This window comes from Polaribacter staleyi, from assembly GCF_038024045.1.
GTDB classification, from domain to species: Bacteria; Bacteroidota; Bacteroidia; order Flavobacteriales; family Flavobacteriaceae; genus Polaribacter; species Polaribacter butkevichii.
The window spans coordinates 2,355,626-2,378,184 of record NZ_CP150665.1; the positions used below are offsets into that span (position 1 = coordinate 2,355,626).

The 22,559-nt window shown below is 31.1% G+C and carries 15 protein-coding genes; 12 read left to right on the forward strand and 3 right to left on the reverse strand.

Annotation, left to right across the window (positions count from 1 at the left end):
• Positions 1-108 precede the first annotated feature (108 nt).
• Complete coding sequence (locus tag WHD07_RS10035; protein ID WP_343330998.1) at positions 109-1,134, reverse strand: LacI family DNA-binding transcriptional regulator; 1,026 nt, start codon at positions 1,132-1,134, stop codon at positions 109-111.
• A gap of 185 nt (positions 1,135-1,319) precedes the next feature.
• On the opposite strand from WHD07_RS10035, the gene WHD07_RS10040 reads away from it, so the two are divergent.
• The 10 genes from WHD07_RS10040 to WHD07_RS10085 all read left to right on the forward strand — a co-directional run bounded on the left by WHD07_RS10040 (position 1,320) and on the right by WHD07_RS10085 (position 19,817).
• On the forward strand, positions 1,320-3,953 hold the full coding sequence (locus WHD07_RS10040; RefSeq protein WP_343328275.1) for a TonB-dependent receptor: 2,634 nt from the start codon (positions 1,320-1,322) through the stop codon (positions 3,951-3,953).
• Positions 3,954-4,051: 98 nt separating this feature from the next.
• Positions 4,052-5,389, forward strand: a complete 1,338-nt coding sequence (locus tag WHD07_RS10045; protein ID WP_422897635.1) for an MFS transporter — start codon at positions 4,052-4,054, stop codon at positions 5,387-5,389.
• A gap of 54 nt (positions 5,390-5,443) precedes the next feature.
• On the forward strand, positions 5,444-6,373 hold the full coding sequence (locus WHD07_RS10050) for a carbohydrate kinase (protein WP_343331000.1): 930 nt from the start codon (positions 5,444-5,446) through the stop codon (positions 6,371-6,373).
• A 13-nt stretch (positions 6,374-6,386) separates the two neighbouring features.
• Positions 6,387-8,123, forward strand: coding sequence for a glycosidase (locus WHD07_RS10055; protein WP_343328276.1), 1,737 nt, complete (start codon positions 6,387-6,389; stop codon positions 8,121-8,123).
• 114 nt (positions 8,124-8,237) lie between these two features.
• On the forward strand, positions 8,238-10,520 hold the full coding sequence (locus WHD07_RS10060) for an NADP-dependent malic enzyme (RefSeq protein WP_343328277.1): 2,283 nt from the start codon (positions 8,238-8,240) through the stop codon (positions 10,518-10,520).
• Between the two features lie 35 nt (positions 10,521-10,555).
• Entirely contained in the window at positions 10,556-11,137 is a 582-nt protein-coding gene (gene ruvA / locus WHD07_RS10065; protein WP_105049905.1) for a Holliday junction branch migration protein RuvA, read from the forward strand.
• A 5-nt stretch (positions 11,138-11,142) separates the two neighbouring features.
• Positions 11,143-18,282 carry a cell surface protein SprA gene (gene sprA, locus WHD07_RS10070; protein ID WP_343328278.1) on the forward strand — a complete coding sequence of 2,380 codons (7,140 nt, stop codon included), beginning with the start codon at positions 11,143-11,145 and terminating at the stop codon, positions 18,280-18,282.
• Positions 18,283-18,309: 27 nt separating this feature from the next.
• Complete coding sequence (gcvH, locus tag WHD07_RS10075) at positions 18,310-18,690, forward strand: glycine cleavage system protein GcvH (RefSeq protein ID WP_343328279.1); 381 nt, start codon at positions 18,310-18,312, stop codon at positions 18,688-18,690.
• Between the two features lie 58 nt (positions 18,691-18,748).
• On the forward strand, positions 18,749-19,039 hold the full coding sequence (locus WHD07_RS10080) for a VanZ family protein (RefSeq protein WP_343328280.1): 291 nt from the start codon (positions 18,749-18,751) through the stop codon (positions 19,037-19,039).
• 58 nt (positions 19,040-19,097) lie between these two features.
• A complete protein-coding gene (locus tag WHD07_RS10085) occupies positions 19,098-19,817 on the forward strand; it encodes an energy transducer TonB (RefSeq protein ID WP_343328281.1) in 720 nt (239 codons plus the stop codon).
• A 357-nt stretch (positions 19,818-20,174) separates the two neighbouring features.
• Here the strand turns inward: WHD07_RS10085 and WHD07_RS10090 are convergent, their stop codons facing one another.
• Positions 20,175-20,525, reverse strand: coding sequence for a nicotinic acid mononucleotide adenyltransferase (locus WHD07_RS10090; protein ID WP_343328282.1), 351 nt, complete (start codon positions 20,523-20,525; stop codon positions 20,175-20,177).
• A 145-nt stretch (positions 20,526-20,670) separates the two neighbouring features.
• Between WHD07_RS10090 and WHD07_RS10095 the strand changes: the two genes are divergently transcribed.
• Complete coding sequence (locus WHD07_RS10095) at positions 20,671-20,871, forward strand: dodecin family protein (RefSeq protein ID WP_105049900.1); 201 nt, start codon at positions 20,671-20,673, stop codon at positions 20,869-20,871.
• Between the two features lie 173 nt (positions 20,872-21,044).
• Entirely contained in the window at positions 21,045-21,845 is an 801-nt protein-coding gene (locus WHD07_RS10100; RefSeq protein ID WP_343328283.1) for a mechanosensitive ion channel family protein, read from the forward strand.
• Here the strand turns inward: WHD07_RS10100 and tsaB are convergent.
• Positions 21,835-22,521 carry a tRNA (adenosine(37)-N6)-threonylcarbamoyltransferase complex dimerization subunit type 1 TsaB gene (gene tsaB / locus WHD07_RS10105; protein WP_343328284.1) on the reverse strand — a complete coding sequence of 229 codons (687 nt, stop codon included), beginning with the start codon at positions 22,519-22,521 and terminating at the stop codon, positions 21,835-21,837. The genes WHD07_RS10100 and tsaB overlap by 11 nt on opposite strands.
• Between the last annotated feature and the right edge of the window lie 38 nt (positions 22,522-22,559).

A 22,559-nucleotide genomic window follows, 5' to 3' on the forward strand; every position in this document is an offset into this window, starting at 1 on the left:
AATACAAACATAAACTTTATGCTAAATCTAACCACTTAAATTTTGTTAAACAAGGCCTAATAATTTCTTAATTTTAAATTTTAGGAATATAAAAAACAACCTTAAAAGTTATCTTTTAGTAGATTCTCTAATCACTAAATCGGTATCTAAGACAACTTCTTTATAACTAATACTTTTATTCATTTTTCTGTCTTTTATTTCTTTATATAATAATTTAAAAGCGTTTTTTCCCATTTCAAAACCTGGCTGATTAATTGTTGTTAAAGAAGGTGAAATTACAGACGACATAAACCAGTTACTAAAACCAACAATACTAATATCTTCTGGCACTTTAACACCTAATTTAGCAAACTCCGTCATGGCACCAATTGCTACTAAATCTGTATTTATAAAAATACCATCCACATCTTTATGGTCTTTTAATAATTGTCTTGCATTTTCTTTCCCTTCCTCAAAACTCATATCTCCACACTCATTAACGTATACTAAAGAAGGATCGTACTCTAAATTATTATCAAGCAAAGCCTTTTTATAACCAAGAAATCTATCGATAGAATTTTGAGGCAACAAAGACCCTCTAAAATGCGCAATGCGTTTACACCCAATATCAATTAAATGTTTTGTTGCTGTATACGCAGCTTTTCTATCATCAATAATAACCTTAGAACATTTTACCACTTTGGCAATTTTATCAAACATTACTAAAGGAGTTTCCTGTTCAATAATTTCTGTTAGGTGTTTAAAATCTCCTGTTCCGTTGGCTAAAGAAATTAAAATTCCGTCTACTCTTTTACTAAGTAATAAATCTATTTGCTTTTTTTCTAACTCGTAAGATTCATCAGACTGAAGAATAATTACCAAATACCCTTTTTTTTCTGCTTGAGAAATAATTCCTTTAATAACACTAGAAAAAAAGTGATGCACAATTACAGGTATAATTAAACCTATAATTTTAGATTCTTTAGTTCTTAAATTAACGGCAAAAGAATTTGGTTTATAGTGCAATAAAGAAGCTGTTTCTCTCACCAACTTTCTTGTTTTTTTACTTACATCCGGATAATCTTTTAATGCTTTTGAAACGGTTGTGATAGAAATACCTAATTGTTCGGCTATTTGTTTAAGTGTTACCAAAATAGAATTGTTTAATTTTTAGAGCAAATATATGTTTTATTACCCCGTAAATATAGTAAATTACCTTAATCGAAAACGTTTTCGGTAAATCGAAAACGTTTTCGATTTAAGATTCCTATAAAATACTGCGTTACTATTTTAATTTTACTCAAAATAATGATTAACTAATTATTAAATTCACAATTAAAATGAAAAAACTAATACAATTAAAAAGACTAGTTTTAATAACGTTGACATTTACAGCCTCAACTTTATTAGCACAATCTACCATTTCTGGTTCTGTAAAAGACCAAAATGGAGAATTGATTCCTGGGGTAAACATCATACTTAAAGGAACAACCTTAGGAACCACATCTGATTTTGATGGAAATTATGAAATTAAAAATGTAGAAAACGGTACTTACAACCTAACTGCATCTTACATTGGTTTTGATAATTTTACAAAAGAAGTTACCGTAAACTCATCTAAAGTAACTTTAAACATTGTTATTAAAGAAAACGCACAGTCTTTAGATGAAATTATTGTTACAGGAGTTGTAAACCCTAAATCTAAAATAGAATCTAGTGTTTCTATTTCTACAATTAGCACTAAACAAATAGAACAATCTTCACCTAGAACTACAGGTGAAATTTTTAAAAACATTCCTGGAATTCGTGCAGAATCTTCTGCAGGGGAAGGAAACTCAAATTTTAATGTACGTGGTGTACCGGTTTCTTCTGGTGGTTCTAGATATTTACAATTACAAGAAGATGGTTTGCCTTTAAATTTATTTGGAGATACTTCTTTTGGTAATTCAGATAACTGGTTAAGAGCAGATAAAAACATTGCAAGAGTAGAAGCTATTAGAGGTGGTTCTGCATCTACACAAACGTCTAATGGTCCTGCCGGAATTATTAACTTAATTAGCAAAACAGGAAGTACAGAAGGTGGTACTGTTTCCATGACTACAGGGTTAGATTATAGTACAAATAGAGTAGATTTTGAATACGGAACACCTTTAGAAAATGGTTTATCTTATCATATTGGTGGTTTTATGAGAACAGGAGAAGGACCTAGAACTACTGGATTTAATGCAAATAAAGGTGGTCAAATTAAAGCAAACATTACAAAAAGATTTAAATCTGGTTACATTAGAACTTATTTAAAATTTTTAAATGATAAAACAGCAATGTATATGCCAATGCCAATGTTATTACAAGGAACTGATGCTAACCCAACGTATGCAAATTTACCTGGTTTTGATATTACAACAGATGGTTTACAATCTAAATATTTACAAGAAAGTTCTGGTCCAACAAGTAGTGATAGAAATAGAGCCTCTAGAGATGTTAGAGACGGAAACAATGCTATTTCTAAATCTGTAGGCGTAGAGTTTTCTTTTGATTTAGGCGATGGATGGAAAGTTAGAAACAATGGTAGAATTGCATTAAATAATGGTGCATTTATCGCTCCTTTCTCTGCAGGATTCGGAGAAACAAATAGTTTTGTTGCAGGTTTACCAATACCGCAACCAGCAACTTTAAGTTATGCAGATAATGGTGCCTCTTACAATCCTGCTAATGGATTAATTCAAAACATACACGTTTTTGACACTACCATAGATGATTTAAGTAATGTAATGAATGATTTAAAAGTAAGTAAAAAAATTACAGACAATGTAGCTGTAACTGCTGGTTACTTTACTGCAACTCAAAACACAAAAATATCTTGGCAATGGAACTCTTTCTTGCAAGAAGTTAAAGGAGGTGGAGATGCAAGATTAGTAAATGTAGACGGTTTATCTAGAGGCGGTCAATATGCTTACGGAACTCCGGCTTGGGGCAACTGTTGTCAACGTAAATACAATACACAACACACAGTAAACTCACCTTATGTTGGTATAGATGCAGATTTAAATGATAAATTAAACTTTAGTGGAAGTGTACGTTTCGAAAACGTAAAAGTAGACGGTACAATTGCTAGTGGACCAGAAACAGGAGCCTTTGATGTAAATAAAAACAACATTATAGAACCAATTGAAATGGCTGTACCAATTGTACAACCAAATCAAAATCAAATTGTTTCTGATGAATATAACTTTACGTCTTATTCTGCAGGTTTAAATTATAAAATGAATGATGATGCAGCCGTATTTGGTAGATATAGTTTAGGTGCTTCTGGTAGAGCTTCTGATAGAAATAGCTACAACACAGATGGTACAGCAGATGTACAATACGACCAGGTTTCGCAACTAGAAATAGGATATAAAAAACGTTTTAATAACGGAACCTTAAATGTAACTGGTTTTTCTTCTGTTACAGATGAGGCTGCAGGTTTCGAACTTCAAAATACAGTAGGTAGCAAATATATAGCAACAGGTTTAGAAGTAGAAAGTGCATTTGCTTTTGGTGATTTATCAATAAATGGATCTGCAACATATACAAATGCTAAAATTAAAGAAGATAGAGGTGGTAATGGAGCTAATGACGGAAACAAACCTAGAAGACAAGCTGATTTACTATACAGCATTGCTCCTTCTTACGCTTTTGGTTTAGAAAAACAACATGTATTAGGGTTTACCGTATTAGGCACAACAGAATCTTACGCTACAGATGCAAATGATTTAGTACAACCTGGTTACGCATACATCAATTTCTTAGGAAGAGTAGGTCTTACAGAAGGTTTATCTTTATCTTTAAATATAAATAACCTTTTTGACACCGTTGGTATTACAGAAGTTGAAGGTCAGGATGGAGTTGCAATAAACGGTACAGATCGTTATGTTAGAGCAAGGTCTATTACAGGTCGCTCATCATCTTTAACTTTACAATATAGTTTTTAAGTTTGAGTGTTATTATTAAGTGAATTTTGAATGAAGGAATAGAGCCAATAATATTCCCTATTGGCTCTTTCTTATTCTAATTATTTAAAAAAACTATTATGTTAAAAAAACCTAATTTAAGTTTCTGGCAAATCTTTAATATGAATGTAGGATTCTTAGGAATTCAATTCAGTTTTGGTTTACAACAAACAGCAGTTAATCCTATATTTTCATTTTTAGGTGCTCATCATGAAGATTTACCTTTGTTAAATTTAGCTGGCCCAGTAACAGGTTTAATTATTCAACCAATAATAGGTGCTATTTCAGATAAAACATGGTCTCCACGTTGGGGAAGAAGAAAACCTTTTTTTCTGATTGGAGCATTAATAGGTAGTTTATGTTTATTTGCTTTTCCATACAGTCCATCATTATGGTTTGCAGTTGGTTTATTATGGATTTTAGATGTTGGAAACAACATGGCCATGGAGCCTTATCGTGCCTTTGTTGGTGATAAATTACCAAACAAACAATTAAGTTTTGGGTACCAAATGCAAAGTTTATTTGTTGGCGCTGGTATTGTTTTAGCAAATGCCTCTATTTTTCTTTTTCAAGATTGGTTTGGCACAGAAGAAACCACAAGTACAGCAGCAACTTCTATACCTCAATGGCTGTACTATTCCTTTTTTATAGGAGCAATACTATCTATTGCAACCATTCTTTGGTCAGTATTAAAAACTCCAGAAATACCACCATCAAATAAAGAATTAGAAGAAATTAAAAAACACAATGCACTACCTCTTTCAGAAAGAATAAGAACCCCTTTTACAGAAATAGTTCAAGCAATAAAAGACATGCCTAAATTTATGTGGAAATTATCTGCAGTATATTTATTTCAGTGGTATGCACTGTTTATTTATTGGCAATTTATTTCTCCAATGTTTGAAGAAAGTATGGGCTTTAACAAGTCTGAAGCTTTAAGTCAGGCTGCAAAAATGAATACAACTTATAACATTTCTACAATTGTTTTTGCTTTAGCACTTGTTCCTTTAGCTTTAAAATGGGGTGGAAAAAAAGTATATGTTTTAAGTTTGTTCTTAACAGGTATTGCTATGCTTAGCATTCCCTACATTCATGATCCTATGCTAGTTATTTTACCTATGATTTTATTTGGTATTGGATGGGCAGCAATGATGGGAATTCCATATTCTATGGTTTCTAAAATTGTTCCTCAAGAAAGACGTGGAGTGTATATGGGCATCTTAAATATGATGATTGTAATTCCTATGGGAATACAAACAATAACATTTGGACCTATCGTAAAAAATATTCTAAACAATAGTGCTGTAAACGCAATTCTACTAGGAGGTGTTCTTTTTGTTATTGCTGGTATTTTTGCCTTGCGTCTTAAAGAACCAAATAATGATAATGTAGCAACTACAACTATTTCTGCAGAATAACTATAGAGCTTACTAGGTTTAAAAGCTCTAATTAAAATTAAACAATTGAAAAACATAACTAAAAATATAGACATACTATGTGTTGGTGAAATCCTTATCGATTTCATTGGTCATCAATCTGATGTACTTATAAATAACACAAGAGATTACCATAGATATCTAGGTGGTTCACCTGCCAATGTAGCAATGAATTCTGCTAGATTAGGATTAAAACCTGTAATGATTTCTTCTGTTGGAGATGATGGTTTTGGCGATTACATTTTTAAAAGATTAGCAGAAGCTGGTGTAAATACAAGTAATATTAAAAAACTTGATAACAAACCTACAAGCGTAATTTTTGTTTCTAAATCAAATGGAACTCCAGATTTTATTCCTTTTCGTAAAGCAGATTACCATATTACAGAAGAACAAATAGCTACTAAAATACTTAAACAAACAAAGATATTTCACACAACTTGTTTTGCTTTAAGTAAAGAACCAGCGCAAAGCATCATCTTAAAAAAAGCTGAAGAAGCATTCAATTTAGGCTGCAAATTAAGTATAGATATAAATTACGCTAAGAAATTATGGAGAAGTCAAGAAGAAGCTCTAAACGTAATTAAAGCGTATTGCAAATTCAACCCGTTAATAAAAATTAGCGAAGATGACATGTTGCGTCTATTTGAAACGGAATTACCACATGAAGAAATTTTTGCATTTTTTCATAACCTAGGTGTAGAAACTATATGTTTAACACTAGGTAGTAAAGGGGTTAAATTATCTCAAATTAATAAAAAAATCATTCAATTACCAGCCATAAAAGTTGAAAAAGTAATGGATACAACTGGAGCAGGAGATGCTTTTTGGTCAGGTTTTTTATTCGCTTATATTAAAGAAAAACCAATTCAAGATTGTTTACAAGTCGCTTTAAAATTAGCCGCTTTAAAACTTCAAAATGTAGGTAGACTTCCAGATAATATTAACATCTTATCTAAACTTTTATAGCAATTACAACATCATGCAAGAAGAAAAAAATATAATTTCAAATGGAGTAATGCTTAATGCATATCCAGATAGTATTGGGCAAAAATTAAGCGACACTATTTCTATGCTTAAAATGCCAGAATTTAAAAATGTTTTTTCGTTATTCTATGTATTACCTACCTTTTTTAATAGTGATTTAGATAGAGGTTTTTCTGTAATAGATTATAATTTAAATGAAGAATTGGTTTCAAAGGCAGATTTAAAAGCATTAGAAAATTTAAATATTGAATTAAAGTTTGATATTGTTTTAAATCATCTATCTGTGAATTCTCCACAATTCAAAGATTTATTAAAGAATGGCGAAAACTCTAAATACAAAGATTTTTTCATCAACTGGAATACTTTTTGGAAAGAAAACGGAACCAAAAATAAAGAAGGAATTGTAATACCAAAAGAAGAATTTCTTAGTAAATTATTTATGAGAAAATCTGGACTTCCTATCTTAAAAGTTCCTTTTCCTGACGGCACAGAAAAACCGTATTGGAACACTTTTTACCAAGAAATAAATTATCAAAAAATTAATATTGAAGATTTAATCGAAGTTTCCCCTAGAGCTTTCAAAAACGCTGAATTGATTTGTGAAATAATCAATTCAGCTATTGATAAAAAACTTAATTTAGAAAGTGTTGATTTTGTTGATTACAATGAATTTAAAAAAGAAATTATCCAAATAGTAGAAAAAAAGAAAACTTTTTTAGGTCAAATGGATGTAAATGCCAAATCTGAATTAGTTTGGGATTTTTATGAAGAAACTTTATCAAAAGTAAAAACCTTTGGATGCAAAATTTTACGATTAGATGCTTTTGCTTATTTACATAAAGAAATTGGGCAAACTAATTTTTTTAACAAACCAGGAACTTGGACCTATTTAGACCGCATTAATGAAATTGCTAAAAAAAATGATCTTATTCTTTTACCAGAAATTCATGCAGAATATGGTTTAGATTTACATGATGAGGTAGCAAAAGAAGGGTATCAAATTTACGACTTTTTCTTACCAGGATTAATGATTCACACCTTAGAAACATCTAATGCTAAAGCTCTTTTAACTTGGGCTAATGAGATTATTAGCAAAGGTTATAAAACTGTAAACATGTTAGGGTGTCATGACGGAATTCCTGTTTTAGATTTAAAAGGAAAAGAAGTCAACGGAAAATACAATAACGGTTTACTAAAAGACGCTGAAATAGAATCGATCATGAATACTATTTTAGAACGCGGTGGTAGAGTAAAAAACCTATACGACCCTGCCGGAAATAAAATTTCATACTATCAAGTTAACGCAACTTTTTTTAGTGCTTTAGGAGAAAATGAACAAAAACTATTACTAGCAAGAGCCATTCAAATGTTTATGCCAGGTATTCCTCAAGTATGGTATTTAGATCTTTTTGCAGGTAAAAATAATTATGCAGCCGCAGATAAAGGCGGAAGCGGCGGTCACAAAGAAATTAACAGAACAACCTTATCAAATAAAGACATAGAACAAGGCGTTAAAACAGATATTGTTTTAAACCAACTAAAAATAATGCGACTAAGAAATACTTCTAAAGCATTTAAAGGAACAATAAACATCAATGAAAATTCTGAAAATGAATTAAATATAACCTGGTCTACCAAAAAAGATTTTGCGCAACTAAAAGCAAATCTTAAAACATATTCTTTTTCTATTACCTATTCAGAAAACAATACCACAAAAACTTTATCGTATTAGAAAGTTCTAGAACAAACATTAAGTTAAAAAGTCCTTTAAAAGAATAGAAAATAAATTTTCTCTTCCGTTGAAAATCATATATTTGTAAGCTTAAACAAGCAAAGACTTAATATCATGAGCGATTCTAGAAAAAGACACGAAGCTTTATTATATCACGCAAAGCCAAAACCAGGAAAAATAGAAGTAGTTCCTACTAAAAAATACGCTACTCAACACGATTTAGGACTGGCATATTCACCAGGTGTTGCAGAGCCTTGTTTAGAAATAGAAAAGGATAAAAACAACGCATATAAATATACAGCAAAAGGAAACTTAGTAGCTGTAATTTCTAACGGAACTGCCGTTTTAGGCTTAGGTGATATTGGTCCAGATGCCTCTAAACCTGTTATGGAAGGAAAAGGCCTACTCTTTAAAATATTTGCAGATATTGATGTTTTTGATATTGAAGTTGACGCAACTGATGTAGAACTTTTTATACAAACAGTAAAAGCAATTGCCCCTACTTTTGGAGGCATCAACTTAGAGGATATTAAAGCCCCAGAAGCTTTTGAAATTGAAAGAAGATTAAAGGAAGAATTAGACATTCCTGTAATGCACGATGACCAACACGGTACGGCAATTATTTCTGCTGCAGCATTAAAAAATGCCATAGACATTACAAACAAAGATATTAGCAAAGTAAAAATTGTTGTAAATGGCGCTGGAGCAGCGGCAATTTCTTGTACCCTATTGTATTTAAAACTAGGTGTAAAAAAAGAAAATGTTGTCATGTGCGACAGTAAAGGAGTTATTAGAAAAGATAGAGGTAATCTTACTCCACAAAAAGCAGAATTTGCAACAGACAAAGACCTAAATACTTTAGAAGAAGCCATGCATAATGCAGATGTTTTTATTGGGCTATCTAAAGGAAACGTTGTTTCTCCAGAAATGCTTTTGTCTATGGCAAAAGACCCAATAGTGTTTGCAATGGCAAACCCTGTTGCAGAAATAGAATACGATTTAGCGGTTGCTACAAGAAAAGATATTATTATGGCAACAGGTAGATCTGACTATCCAAACCAGGTGAATAATGTACTTGGATTTCCATTTATTTTTAGAGGTGCTTTAGATGTTAGAGCTACTAAAATTAATGAAGAAATGAAAATGGCTGCAGTACATGCATTAGCAGACTTAGCCAAAAAATCTGTTCCAGAGCAAGTAAATATTGTGTATGATGAAGTAAGTTTAGCTTATGGTAGAGAATATATTATTCCAAAACCTTTTGACCCAAGATTAATTTATGAAATTCCACCAGCCATTGCAAAAGCAGCGATGGATTCTGGTGTTGCTTTACAACCAATACAAGATTGGGATAAATACCGAGAAGAATTAATGGAACGCTCTGGTTCTGGAAGTAAAGAAGTAAGACTTTTACACAACAGAGCAAAAAGTAATAGAAAACGCATTGTTTTTGCAGAAGCAGACCATTTAGATGTTTTAAAAGCAGCACAAAGGGTGCACGATGAAAAAATTGGTAAACCGATACTATTAGGACGCAAAGAAGTAATTTTAGCATTAAAAGAAGAAATTGGTTTTACAGCAAATGTGCCAATTATAGACCCAAAAACCGATGAAGAAACAGAACGAAGAGAGCGTTTTGGAAATATTTATTGGAAAAACAGAAGACGTAAAGGACGTACTCTATCCGAGGCTACAAAATTAATGAGAGAGCGTAACTACTTTGCTGCAATGATGGTAAATGAAGGAGAAGCAGATGCATTAATTACAGGGTATTCTAGACCTTATCCAACAGTTCTAAAACCAATTTTAGAATTGATTGAAAAAGACAAAGGAATTACCAAAATTGCTGCAACCAACTTAATGTTAACCAAACAAGGTCCGTTATTTTTAGCAGATACCACCATCAATGTAAACCCTTCTGCGAAAGAATTGGTTAAGATATCACAAATGACAGGTAACTTTGTAAAAATGTTTGGTATGTCTCCAAATATGGCAATGGTTTCTTTTTCTAACTTTGGATCTTCTAGTTCTGAAACTTCAAAGAAAATTAGTGAAGCAGTTTCTTATTTACATCGTCATTTTCCAGATACAGTTATAGATGGTGAATTACAAGCAGATTTTGCTTTAAACCCAGAAATGCTAGCAAAAGAATTTCCATTTTCTAAACTAAATGGTAAAAAAGTAAATGTTTTAATTTTCCCTAACTTAGAATCTGCAAACATTACCTATAAATTATTAAAACAATTAAACCACGCAGAATCTATTGGCCCTATCATTTTAGGATTAAGTAAACCTGTACATATTTTGCAATTGGGTTCTAGTGTAGATGAAATGGTAAATATGGCTGCTTTGGCTGCTGTAGACGCCCAGGAAAAAGAAAAAAGAAACAACAAATAATATTTACTACTTTAGTCGCAAAGAAAAAAAGAGCTATGATTACACAAATTAGAGGGAGGTTGGTAGAAAAAAATCCAACAGAAGTTGTAGTAGATTGCAACGGAGTTGGTTATTTATTACATATTTCTCTAAACACTTTCTCTAGTTTACCAGATGATGAAGCGGTTGTTTTATACACACATTTATCTATAAGAGAAGATGCACACACCCTTTTTGGATTTATTTCTAAAACAGAAAGAGAAGTTTTTAAACTATTAATTTCTGTTTCTGGCGTTGGGCCAAGTATTGCAAGAACCATGTTATCTTCTATGACATCAGAAGAAATACAACATGCAATTGCATCAGAAAACGTACCATTAATACAATCGGTAAAAGGAATTGGTATAAAAACAGCACAAAGAGTAATTGTTGATTTAAAAGATAAAATTTTAAAAACTTTTAATATTGATGAAGTTTCTACATTTACAAGCAATACCAGTAAAGATGAAGCGTTATCTGCTTTAGAGGTTTTAGGTTTTAATAAAAAACAGTCTGAGAAAGTAATCTCTAACATTTTAAAAGAAAATCCAGAGGCCACTGTAGAAAACTTAATAAAACTAGCCTTAAAAAATTTATAATAATTTTGAGAATTTTTTTAAAAAAAATAATTTTATTTCTTGCTTTTGCTTTCATAGCAAACATCTCCCTACATGCGCAAACAAATAAAAACACAGATTCTGTTACCGTAAAAAATGATACTTTAAAGTTAAGATATAACTTTAAAAAAGATCAAACTGGAGGTTTGTTTTTAGATTATCTGGCAGAAAAAGAAATTATTTTTGATAAAGATTTAAATAAATATGTAATCATAGAAAAAATAGGTGATTATTATACTAAAACACCTATATATCTAACTCAAAGAGAATACGCAGATTATCGCTTAAAAAGAGATATGACGCAATATTATAAAGACAAAGTAAGCGCTACAAATTCTAAGAAAAAGGGTTCTAAAGACGCTCAAAAAGATTTACTACCTACTTATTATGTAAATTCAGATTTTTTTAAAACTATTTTTGGTGGAAGTGAAATTAAAGTAACTCCTACAGGAAGTTTAAATTTAAAGCTAGGTTTTATTTATCAGAATACAGAGAACCCACAATTATCAGAAGAAAATAGAAGTAGTTTTACGTTCGATTTTGATCAACAAATTAATGCAAGTATTCGTGCGCAAGTTGGTACACGTTTAGATTTCACTGCAAATTACGACACACAATCTACTTTCGATTTTCAGAACTTAGTAAAAATTGGTTACGAACCTACTGAAGATGATATTTTACAAGGCATAGAAGCAGGTAACGTTTCTATGCCCATTAAAAACTCTTTAATTAACGGTGCGCAAAGTTTATTTGGTGTAAAAACACAATTAAAATTTGGTAACACAAACATAACTGCGGTCTTTTCTCAGCAAAACTCAGAAAGTAAAACTGTTGTTGCAGAAGGTGGGGCATCTATACAAGAATTTCAATTACAGGCTACAGATTATGATAATGATCGTCACTTTTTCTTATCACAATATTTTATAGACAACTACGCAAATTCTCTTAAAAATTATCCGTTAATCAACAGTCAAATTAACATTACAAGAGTAGAAGTTTGGATAACCAACAGAAATGCTAGTACAGAAGATTATAGAAGTATTGTGGCTTTAGCAGATATTGGAGAATCTGATACAGATGTTTTGGTAAACCAAACAGGAGAAGTACAACCCACAAGTCCGCCAACAACTACGGGTGGAAATATTCCTGCAAATGAGTCTAATAATTTATCTAACCTACTAACTACAACTAGCGGAATTAGAAGTATTTCTACCGTAAATAGCACGTTACAGCCTTACAACATGAGTGAAGGTACAGATTATTCTGTGTTAGAAAATGCTCGAAAATTAAACACAAGTGAATACACCTTAAATGCTCAATTGGGTTTTATTTCTTTAAATAGAAGATTAAATGATGGTGAAGTTTTAGCCGTTGCTTATGAGTATACCATTGCTGGAGGTGTTACAGGAAGCACAAAAAACTCTTTTAAAGTTGGAGAGTTTTCTAATGACGGAATATTAGCTCCTCAAGCTTTAGCTGTAAAATTATTACGTAGTGAAATTTTAAAAACAAAAAGAGATAGAGTTATAGGTGGTGTTACTGTAGAGGAGTCTTTTCCTACATGGCGTTTAATGATGAAAAACGTATATGCCCTAGGTGCTTTTCCGCTAACGCAGGATGGTTTTCGTTTCGAAATTCAATATAGAGATGATCAAACAGGAATTCCTTCTAACGTTTTACAAAATGCTAAAACTGCAGGAATCGCTAATTTACCTTTACTACAAATTTTAAAATTAGACCAGTTAGACCAGAGTCAGTTTAGATCTCCAGACGGTTTTTTCGATTATGTAGAAGGAATTACCGTTAACTCACAAAACGGATTTATCTTTTTTCCAGAGCCAGAACCTTTTGGTAATGATTTGGCCGATGAATTAACCAATACAGAAGATGCTACTTACCTATTTAAAGAACTTTATTTAAATACCAAGGTAAACGCACAAAACAACTATCAAAATAAAGATAAGTATTTCTTAAAAGGATATTTTAAATCAGAAACTTCTGGCGGAATCCCTATTGGCGCATTTAATGTACCAAGAGGATCTGTAAAAGTAACTGCTGGTGGTAGACAATTGGTAGAAGGAGTAGATTATGTGGTAGATTATCAACTTGGTCGTGTACAAATTATAGACACAGGCTTGCAAGCATCTGGAACACCAATTAGCGTGTCTACAGAAAACAATGCCGTATTTAATCAACAAAGAAAAACATTTATGGGTGTTGATGTTGAACATAAATTTTCTGATAAATTTATTGTTGGTGCAACTGTTTTAAATGTAAATGAAAGACCTATTACTCCTAAAGTAAACTTTGGATCAGACCCAATAAACAACACCATGTTTGGGGTGAATGTAGATTATTCTACAGAAGTACCCTATTTTACAAAATTGGCAAATAAATTACCTTTTGTAGATACAGATGTACCTTCTAATTTATCGGTTAGAGCAGATATGGCCTACTTACTTCCTGGTACACCAAGCGGAATAGACGTAACAGGTGCAGCAACTTCTTATATAGATGACTTTGAAGCTTCTCAAATACCAATTAGCATCTTATCTCCATTAGATTGGCACCAAGCAAGTACTCCTAAATATTTCCCTGGCTTTAATGGTGAACAAGAAGATTTATCTTACAATTACCAAAGAGGAAGATTGGCTTGGTATAATGTAGATCAAATTTTTTACGGAGCAGGAGATACTCCATCAAACATAAGTGCAGCAGAACTTTCTAGAGCAGAAACAAGACAAATTAATTATAGAGAGTTGTTTCCTAATATTCAATTAGACATTACACAGAATTCATTAATAAGAACCTTAGATTTGGCTTATTTCCCATCAGAAAGAGGTTCTTATAATTTTGATACAGGAATCAATGTAAATACAGATGGTACTTTCTCTGATCCTGAAAATAGATGGGGAGGCGTTATGAGACCTTTAACAACCAATAATTTTGATCAAGCAAATATTGAATACGTACAATTTTGGGTGATGGACCCTTATGAAAATTATTCAATTAGACCAGAAGAAGGTTTACCTGCAGGAATGAACCCTAACGATGTTTCAAACCAAGTAGGAGATTTATACATTAACTTAGGAAATGTATCCGAAGACATCTTAAAAGATAGTCGTAAAATGTATGAAAACGGTTTACCAGAAACGGGCGGCGATCTAAATACAGCACCAACTACATGGGGTAAAGTACCTACAAACCCATCTATTATTTATGCTTTTAATGAAGATGATGACGCAAGAGCTAACCAAGATGTTGGTTTTGATGGTTTAAATGATACTGATGAATTTGCTAAATACAGTACTACTCTTTCTAACTTTAGTAAATTAAACCCAAATGACCCTGCATCAGATAACTTTCAATATTTTAGAGGATCTCAATTAGATGCAAGTAACGCATCAATTATTACCAGATATAAAAACTACAACAACACACAAGGCAACTCACCAACCTTAAATCAATCTCCAGAAACGTACCCAACATCATCAACATCGTATCCAGATGTAGAAGATATTAATAAAGATCAAACCATGAATACCGTAGAAAGTTACTACGAGTATAAAGTTTCTATGAATAGAAATGATTTGGTAGTAGGAAAGAATTTTATTGTTGATGAAAAAACAACAGATGTTACTTTAGAAAACGGTGTAAATCAAAAAACAACGTGGTATCAATTTAGAGTTCCTATAAGAAGCGGAACACCAGTAAATGGTATATCAGATTTTAATAGTATCCGTTTTATGAGAATGTTTTTAACCAATTTTAAAATACCTGTTGTAATTCGTTTTGGAGAATTAGACTTGGTACGTGGAGATTGGAGACGTTACACAAAAACACTAGATGAAGACCTAACAACTCCTATAGATTTAGATGATAATCAATTAAAAGATTTTGAAGTTGGTGTTGTAAGTATCGAGCAAAACGAAGGAAGCTACATACAACCTCCAGGAATAGAAAGAGAGCGTTTGCAAGGTAGTACTAGTGTACAACTGCAAAACGAACAATCTGTTACCTTAAAAGTAAACAACCTGCCTCCAAATGAAGCAAGGGCTATTTACAAAAATATTAGTATGGATTTAAGGCGATTCAAAAATTTAAAGATGTTTATGCATCTTCAAAAGAATGAAGGCGCTCTTGCCATAAGTGACAACGACTTTTCTGCCATTATAAGATTAGGTACAGATTTAGATGACAACTATTATCAAATAGAAGTTCCGTTAAAAGTTTCTACAAACGGTACTTCTGCCTTAGATCTTTGGCCAGAAGCAAATAATTTAAACGCTTTTTTAGAAACTTTCGGATTAGTAAAATTAGAAAGAGATAGAGCTGGAAGTGCAATTACAGATTTATACACCTCTATAGAACAAGATCCAGAAATTCCGTATACAATAGCTGTAAAAGGAAACCCAACATTAGCACAATTAAAAACAATTGTTTTAGGGCTAAAAAACAATACAACATCGCCAATAAGTGGAGAGGTTTGGTTTAATGAATTACGTTCTTCTGGATTTGACAACCAAGGTGGTTGGGCTGCAGTATTAAATGCCGATGCCAATTTTGCGGATGTAGCAAATGTATCTTTATCTGGTAGTATGTCTACCGTAGGTTTTGGGAATGTAGAAGAAAGGGTAAACCAACGTAGTTTAGACGAAACAAAACAATATGATGTTGCTACAACCATTAATTTAGGAAAAGTCTTAACTCCAAAAGATTGGGGAATTCAGTTACCTATGAGTTATAGTGTTGGTGAGGTTTATATAGACCCTAAATACGATCCTCAATTTCAGGATGTAGAACTAGCAGATGCTTTGGGAGAAAATGAAAACAGTGAGTTTTCTAGAGATTATACCAAAAGAACTAGCATTAGTTTTACAAACGTAAAAAAGAATAGAAATCCTAATTCTACAAAAAAACCTAAGTTTTACGATGTAGAAAATTTAGCTGTTTCTTATGCACATAATAAAGAATTTCAGAGAAATTACAACATCAAAAAACGTATTAACGAAAGTGTAAGAGCTTCTGCATCTTATAACTTTAGTTTCGATTCTAAACCAATAGAACCTTTTAAAAACTCATCACTCTTTAAAAGTGAATATTTAAAGTTGATAAAAGATTTTAACTTTAACCCAATACCTAAAACATTTGCCGTTAATTCTAGCATCAATAGAAATTATAACGAACAACAATCTAGAAATTTAGTAGAAGGATTATCTCCACAACCAGAATTAAAACAACGTAGGTTCTTATTTGATTGGGATTACACAATTGGTTTTGATCTAACAAAATCGTTGCAATTAAATTTTAATGCAACCAATAGTTATGTGTATGATACTTTTAATAGTAATGATGAGATTCAAGTATTTGATGATTTCTTTAACACAGGAAGAGCAAACCAATATCATCAAACATTAAACGGAACCTATAATTTACCAATTGATAAAATTCCGTTTTTAAAATTTATAAAAGCAGATTATGCATACACAGCAGATTTCGATTGGCAAGCGGCACCACAAAACACTATAGATGTTGATGGCGCTGATATATCTTCTGTAGACTTGATTGGAAACGTAATTCAGAATGCTAATACCCACAATTTAAATACTACTTTAAATTTTGATAGCTTTTACAAAGGCCTTGGTTTCGAAAAATTATTACTAACCAAGAGTCAACGTAAAGGAATCAAAGAAATAAAAAAATCGAAAGGATTAAACGGCCCAAGTTTACCTAGAACTCCTGGAAGAAGCACAACAGGAGTAAAAAAGAAAAAGCTATCTATTGGTAAAACAATTCTAAAAGGTACTTATGATATTTTAACATCTATAAAACAAGGTAAAATTAGCTACTCAGAAAACAACGGGCAATTATTACCAGGTTACACAGAAGATGTTGGCTTTTTAGGAGGCGCACCTACTTCTTTTGCCTTTGGTAGTCAAGTAGACATTAGAAACAAGGCCTTAGAAAATGGATGGTTAGTAACACCTAGAGATGCTGATGCAGATTACTATAATAAAACCTACAGTAAAACACATTACAACAAATTAGATTATACATTTACCTTAAAACCAATTAAGGATTTAAATATAGATGTTAGGGGTAATAAAATTAAAACAAGAGATTTATCTCAACAATTAGATGTTATAAATAACGGAACTGAGTTTGGCGAGTTAGATCAAAATATTGCTGCTTTTGAAACAGGAAACTTTAGTACTAGTTATTCTATGGTTTCTACGGCATTTTCAGACGGCGATGAATTGTTTCAAAAATTAAGAGACTATAGAAGTATCATTTCTAACAGACTTGCAAACGAAAATGGAGTTCCGGTAAGTGGTTTTGGTGCAAATAGTCAACAAGTATTATTACCTGCTTTTATGGCTGCATATTCTGGGCAGAGCCCTGATAAAGTAAACACAGGTTTATTTAGAAATATTCCAATTCCTAACTGGACACTTAGATACAATGGGTTAATGAAATTAAAATTCTTTAAGAAAAACTTTAGCAACTTTGTAGTATCACATGGTTATAGATCTTCTTATACCCTATCTAGTTTTACAAACAACTTGCAGTATGATGGTAATAATCCGTATGCAAATATAAATGTAGCTAACAATTATGAACCAGAATTATTAGTAGCTGCTGCTACTTTAGTTGATGAATTTTCTCCACTAATTAAATTAGATATGAAAATGAGAAACTCTTTCTCACTTAGAGGAGAAGTAAAAAGAGATAGAACCCTTACCATGAATTTTAATAACAGTACTTTAACTGATATTAAAGGAACAGAATATGTTTTTGGAATGGGTTATGTATTTAAAGACGTAAAGTTTAATACCCGATTTACAGGAAAAAAACAAACTCTAAAAGGAGATATAAACTTAAGAGCAGATGTATCTTTAAGAGATAATTTAACACAAATTAGATCTGTAGATGAAGATAATAATCAAATAAGTGGTGGACAGAAACTTTTTTCTATTAAATTTACCGCAGATTATAGATTAAGCAATAGCCTAACAGCATCATTTTACTATAATCATCAAACATCTAAATATGCAATCTCTACCACTTTTCCGAGACAGTCGATTAATGGAGGATTTAATATTATTTATAACCTAGGAGGAAATTAACAATAACACCATAAAATTAATTAAAGAATGAAATTACCATTAGAGTTAAAATACACAAAAGATCACGAGTGGATTAAAATTGAAGGAAATACTGCAACAGTTGGTATTACAGAATTTGCACAAGGAGAGCTAGGAGATATCGTTTATGTAGATGTAGACACCTTAGACGATACTGTAGAAGAAGGAGAAGTTTTTGGTTCTGTAGAGGCGGTTAAAACTGTTTCAGATTTATTTATGCCTTTAACAGGTGAAGTAATTGAATTTAATGAAGCTTTAGAAGACGAACCAGAACTTGTAAATTCTGATCCTTACGGTAAAGGTTGGATGATTAAAGTGGACATATCAGACACAACTCAAATAAATAATTTATTAGATGCTGCAGCGTATAAAGAACTTATTCAAGGATAACCTTTACGTCATTGCAATACTAATAACTATTACCATTACATATTTAAGTTTAATGAAAATGCCCAAACTTGAAGAAAGTTTTAGTAATGTAGATAAAGTATACCACCTGACTGCTTATTTTACGCTTTCTCTTTGTTGGTTGCTTTCATTTTATAGAAAACCAACACTAAAATACGTTATCGTAATTAGTTGTATAATTTTTGGCATAATTATTGAAGTTTTGCAAGCAACATTAACTGTATATAGAACAGGTGATTATAAAGATGCATTATCAAATACGGTAGGAATTCTGTTAGGATTATTTGTTTTTAATCTAATATTAAAAAAAATTACAGTTAATTCATACTAAGACTTGTATATAAACCAATAATTTAATTAAATTAGCGAACTATTAAAAACTCTTTACAATGGAAATTAAAAAACACCCAAAATCAAATTTAGAAAATTACAGTAAAATTTTTATGCAAATAGGTTTGGTTTTAGCATTATTTGTAACCTATGCTGCAATAGAAAAGAAAACATACGATAGAAATATTGGTGATTTAGGTACTGTAACGATGAATGCCGAAATGGAAGAAGAAACTGTAATTACTGAAAGAGTAGAGCCAGTGAAACCAAAAACGCCACCACCACCAGCACCAGAAAAAATTGAAATTGTTGAAGATGAAAAGGAAGTTGAAGAAACTGTAATTGAATCTACTGAAACAGATGAAACTGAAGCTGTAGAAGTAGAAGAAATTGTAGAGGTAGAAGAAGTAGAAGAAGTTGTAGAAGATGTAAGTTTTATGATTATTGAAGATGTACCTGTATTTCCTGGATGTAAAGGAAGTAAAAATGAGTTAAAAGCTTGTTTTAGTAAAATGGTACAAAAGCACTTCTCAAGAAAATTTGATGCAAATTTACCTAACGAACTAGGTTTATCTCCAGGTAGAAAAAGAGTATTTATTGGTTTTAAAATTGATAAAAACGGAAATATTGTTAACGTAAACGCTAGAGCACCACACCCAAAAATTAAAAGTGAGGTTATTAAAGTGATGAAACAATTGCCTAAAATGAAACCTGGTAAACAAAGAGGAAAACCAGTAGGTGTAAAATATAGTATTCCATTTACATTAATTGTAGAGTAATAGAGTTTACAACACAAATAAAAAAACCGTTTAGAGCATGCTCTAAACGGTTTTTTTATGAGCTTAAATAAAGCCTTCTTAGATTACTTTAAACCTACAAAGTAATATTATATTTATCACTACTAAATAGTAAAGTACAATAAGACCTATATAAACATCAATCCTTTTAAATATATACTCTATAAATTAAGTAAAACAACTTTTAGTTATACAAACTAAACAAATTCTATAAACATAACAAGTAACAGAAACACCTTTAATAATACCCTTTATAAAGGAAACATTACTCCATAAAAAAACTCCAAAATATATTATTTTGGAGTTTAATATAGCCTTAAAAGCTACATAAAGTATTTTTTATTTATTAGAAGCTAACTTTGCTTCATGCTTCCATAAATTTACATCAACAATTGCATTGTTATCATAATTAATTTCTCTTAAAGAATCATCGTTCCAAACAAACCATTTGCCAACTTTTTTACCGTCTTTATAATTGGCTATTTGAACTTTATTACCTTCTTTATCAAAACGAGTCCATTCTCCAGTTAATTTTTTATCTTTAAAATAACCTTGAGTACTTATTGATCCATCTTCATAGTAATAAGTAGCTTTTACCAAATTACCTTCTGCTGTATAAGTTACTTCTTTATCTTGAGAATATCCTATTGCTGCTACACAAAGAACTATAAGTGTTAGTATTTTTTTCATGATTTTATTTTTTAGGGTTCATAATATATATACAAATATACATAATAAGTTACAATTAAAAAACATTTTGGTAACATTAAATTAACATTGAGTAAATAAATATTAATTTAATACCTTTACTAGATATTAACTAAAAAATAAGATTATGGCAGTTATGAAAGTTATTGAGGTATTAGCAAACTCAGAAAAAAGTTGGGAAGAAGCAACAAGAAAGGCAGTAAAACAAGCCTCTAAATCTGTAAAAAATATTAAATCTGTATTTGTACAATCGCAAAGTGCTGTTGTTAATGGAGATGAAGTTACCGAGTTTAGAGTTAACTTAAAAATTACTTTTGAAGTAAATTAAAACATAAAAAGAATTATTTAAAGGCGATTTAATGTAAAATTAAATCGCTTTTTTATTATATAAAAACAACTACAACATTAAACTCTATGTCTAATTATTATAGTTGTTAATCTTTTCGTTCTTCAATAAGAAACCATTATTTTTGCAGTTAATTTATAACAAAAAAATAAAAAATGGATAAATATCTTGAATATTTAAAAGGATTAATAATTGAGTTTACACCAAAAATATTAGTTGCATTAGCAATTCTAATTATTGGGTTATTAGTTATCAAACTAATTGTTAAAACATCTAGAAAAGTAATGAACAAAGGTGGATTAGACCTTACGCTTCAAAAATTTTTAGGGAACTTAATTGGTTGGGGACTAAAAATATTATTAATCATAGCTGTTATCTCTAAACTTGGAGTAGAAACTACTTCTTTTGCAGCTATTTTAGCAGCAGCAGGTTTAGCTGTTGGTTTAGCATTACAAGGATCTTTAGCAAACTTTGCTGGAGGAGTTTTAATTATGATTTTTAAACCTTTTAAACTTGGTGACCTAATAGAAGCACAAGGTGAAATTGGTGTTGTAAAAGAAATTGAAATTTTTACAACAAAACTTACTGGTTTATCTAACAAAGAAATTATAATACCAAATGGTACATTATCAAACGGAAATATTGTTAACTATACTACAGAAGGTACAAGACGCGTAGATTTAACTATAGGCGTTTCTTATGATGCAGATATTAAGCAAACAAAAGAAGTTTTAATGAATGTGTTAACTTCTCATCCAAAAGTATTAAAAGACCCTGCCCCAGGAGTTACTGTATCTGAATTAGCAGATAGTTCTGTTAATTTTGCTGTAAGACCTTGGTGTAAAACAGAAGATTACTGGAATGTATACTTTGATGTAACAGAAAATGTAAAATTAGCACTTGATAAAGCAGGAATTGAAATTCCTTATCCACATCAAGTTAATGTTAAAAAGTAGGTTTCTTTTTCTTTTCTGGAATCACTACAAAATCTTTTAAATAAAAAGGTTCAAAATAAGCGACATCTTCGATGTCGTTTTTTTTGTACTTATCATAAGATAATTGCGCCATTTCTTTAGCAGAAGGAAACTTATCATCAACAAAAACAGCATTTTTATGAGTAATTACATCTTTGCACTTGTGAGCACCATCACCTAAAAAGGTAACCTTACCAGCTTCTAAGTATTCTGCAAAAGAGTTTTCATCAATAATCTCTGCTTTAATATCTCTTACTTGGTCATGATTTTTATTAAAAACAGCAGCATACACTTCCATTCTTCTTGCATCTAACATCGATATTATTACGCCTTCATCAACAGAAATAGCATGCGCTAAAGATTCTAAGGTTTTAATAGATATCAACGGCTTATCAAAAGCAAAACAAAGCCCTTTTGCAGCCGAAACACCAATTCTTAAGCCCGTATAAGATCCAGGTCCTTTACTTACCGCTACAGCGTCTATTTGATTAGAAGTAAGATTTGCTTCATTTAAAACATCTAAAATAAAAGGATGCAGTACTTCTGCATGGGAATACTTACCATTATTTAATTCTTTTAGCGCAATAACTTCACCATTTTTCGCAATACTAACAGAGCAATTTTTGGTTGCGGTTTCTATGTTAAGGATAATTACCAAGTTCTATATTTTTTATGCAAATATAAGTCATCCAAAAA

Coding starts and splice junctions, on each gene's coding strand:
- WHD07_RS10040 (WP_343328275.1), top strand. CDS start 1,320: ATGAAAAAACTAATACAATTAAAAAGACTAGTTTTAATAACGTTGACA.
- WHD07_RS10045 (WP_422897635.1), top strand. CDS start 4,052: ATGTTAAAAAAACCTAATTTAAGTTTCTGGCAAATCTTTAATATGAAT.
- WHD07_RS10055 (WP_343328276.1), top strand. CDS start 6,387: ATGCAAGAAGAAAAAAATATAATTTCAAATGGAGTAATGCTTAATGCA.
- WHD07_RS10060 (WP_343328277.1), top strand. CDS start 8,238: ATGAGCGATTCTAGAAAAAGACACGAAGCTTTATTATATCACGCAAAG.
- ruvA (WP_105049905.1), top strand. CDS start 10,556: ATGATTACACAAATTAGAGGGAGGTTGGTAGAAAAAAATCCAACAGAA.
- gcvH (WP_343328279.1), top strand. CDS start 18,310: ATGAAATTACCATTAGAGTTAAAATACACAAAAGATCACGAGTGGATT.
- WHD07_RS10080 (WP_343328280.1), top strand. CDS start 18,749: ATGCCCAAACTTGAAGAAAGTTTTAGTAATGTAGATAAAGTATACCAC.
- WHD07_RS10085 (WP_343328281.1), top strand. CDS start 19,098: ATGGAAATTAAAAAACACCCAAAATCAAATTTAGAAAATTACAGTAAA.
- WHD07_RS10090 (WP_343328282.1), bottom strand. CDS start 20,525: ATGAAAAAAATACTAACACTTATAGTTCTTTGTGTAGCAGCAATAGGA.
- WHD07_RS10095 (WP_105049900.1), top strand. CDS start 20,671: ATGGCAGTTATGAAAGTTATTGAGGTATTAGCAAACTCAGAAAAAAGT.
- WHD07_RS10100 (WP_343328283.1), top strand. CDS start 21,045: ATGGATAAATATCTTGAATATTTAAAAGGATTAATAATTGAGTTTACA.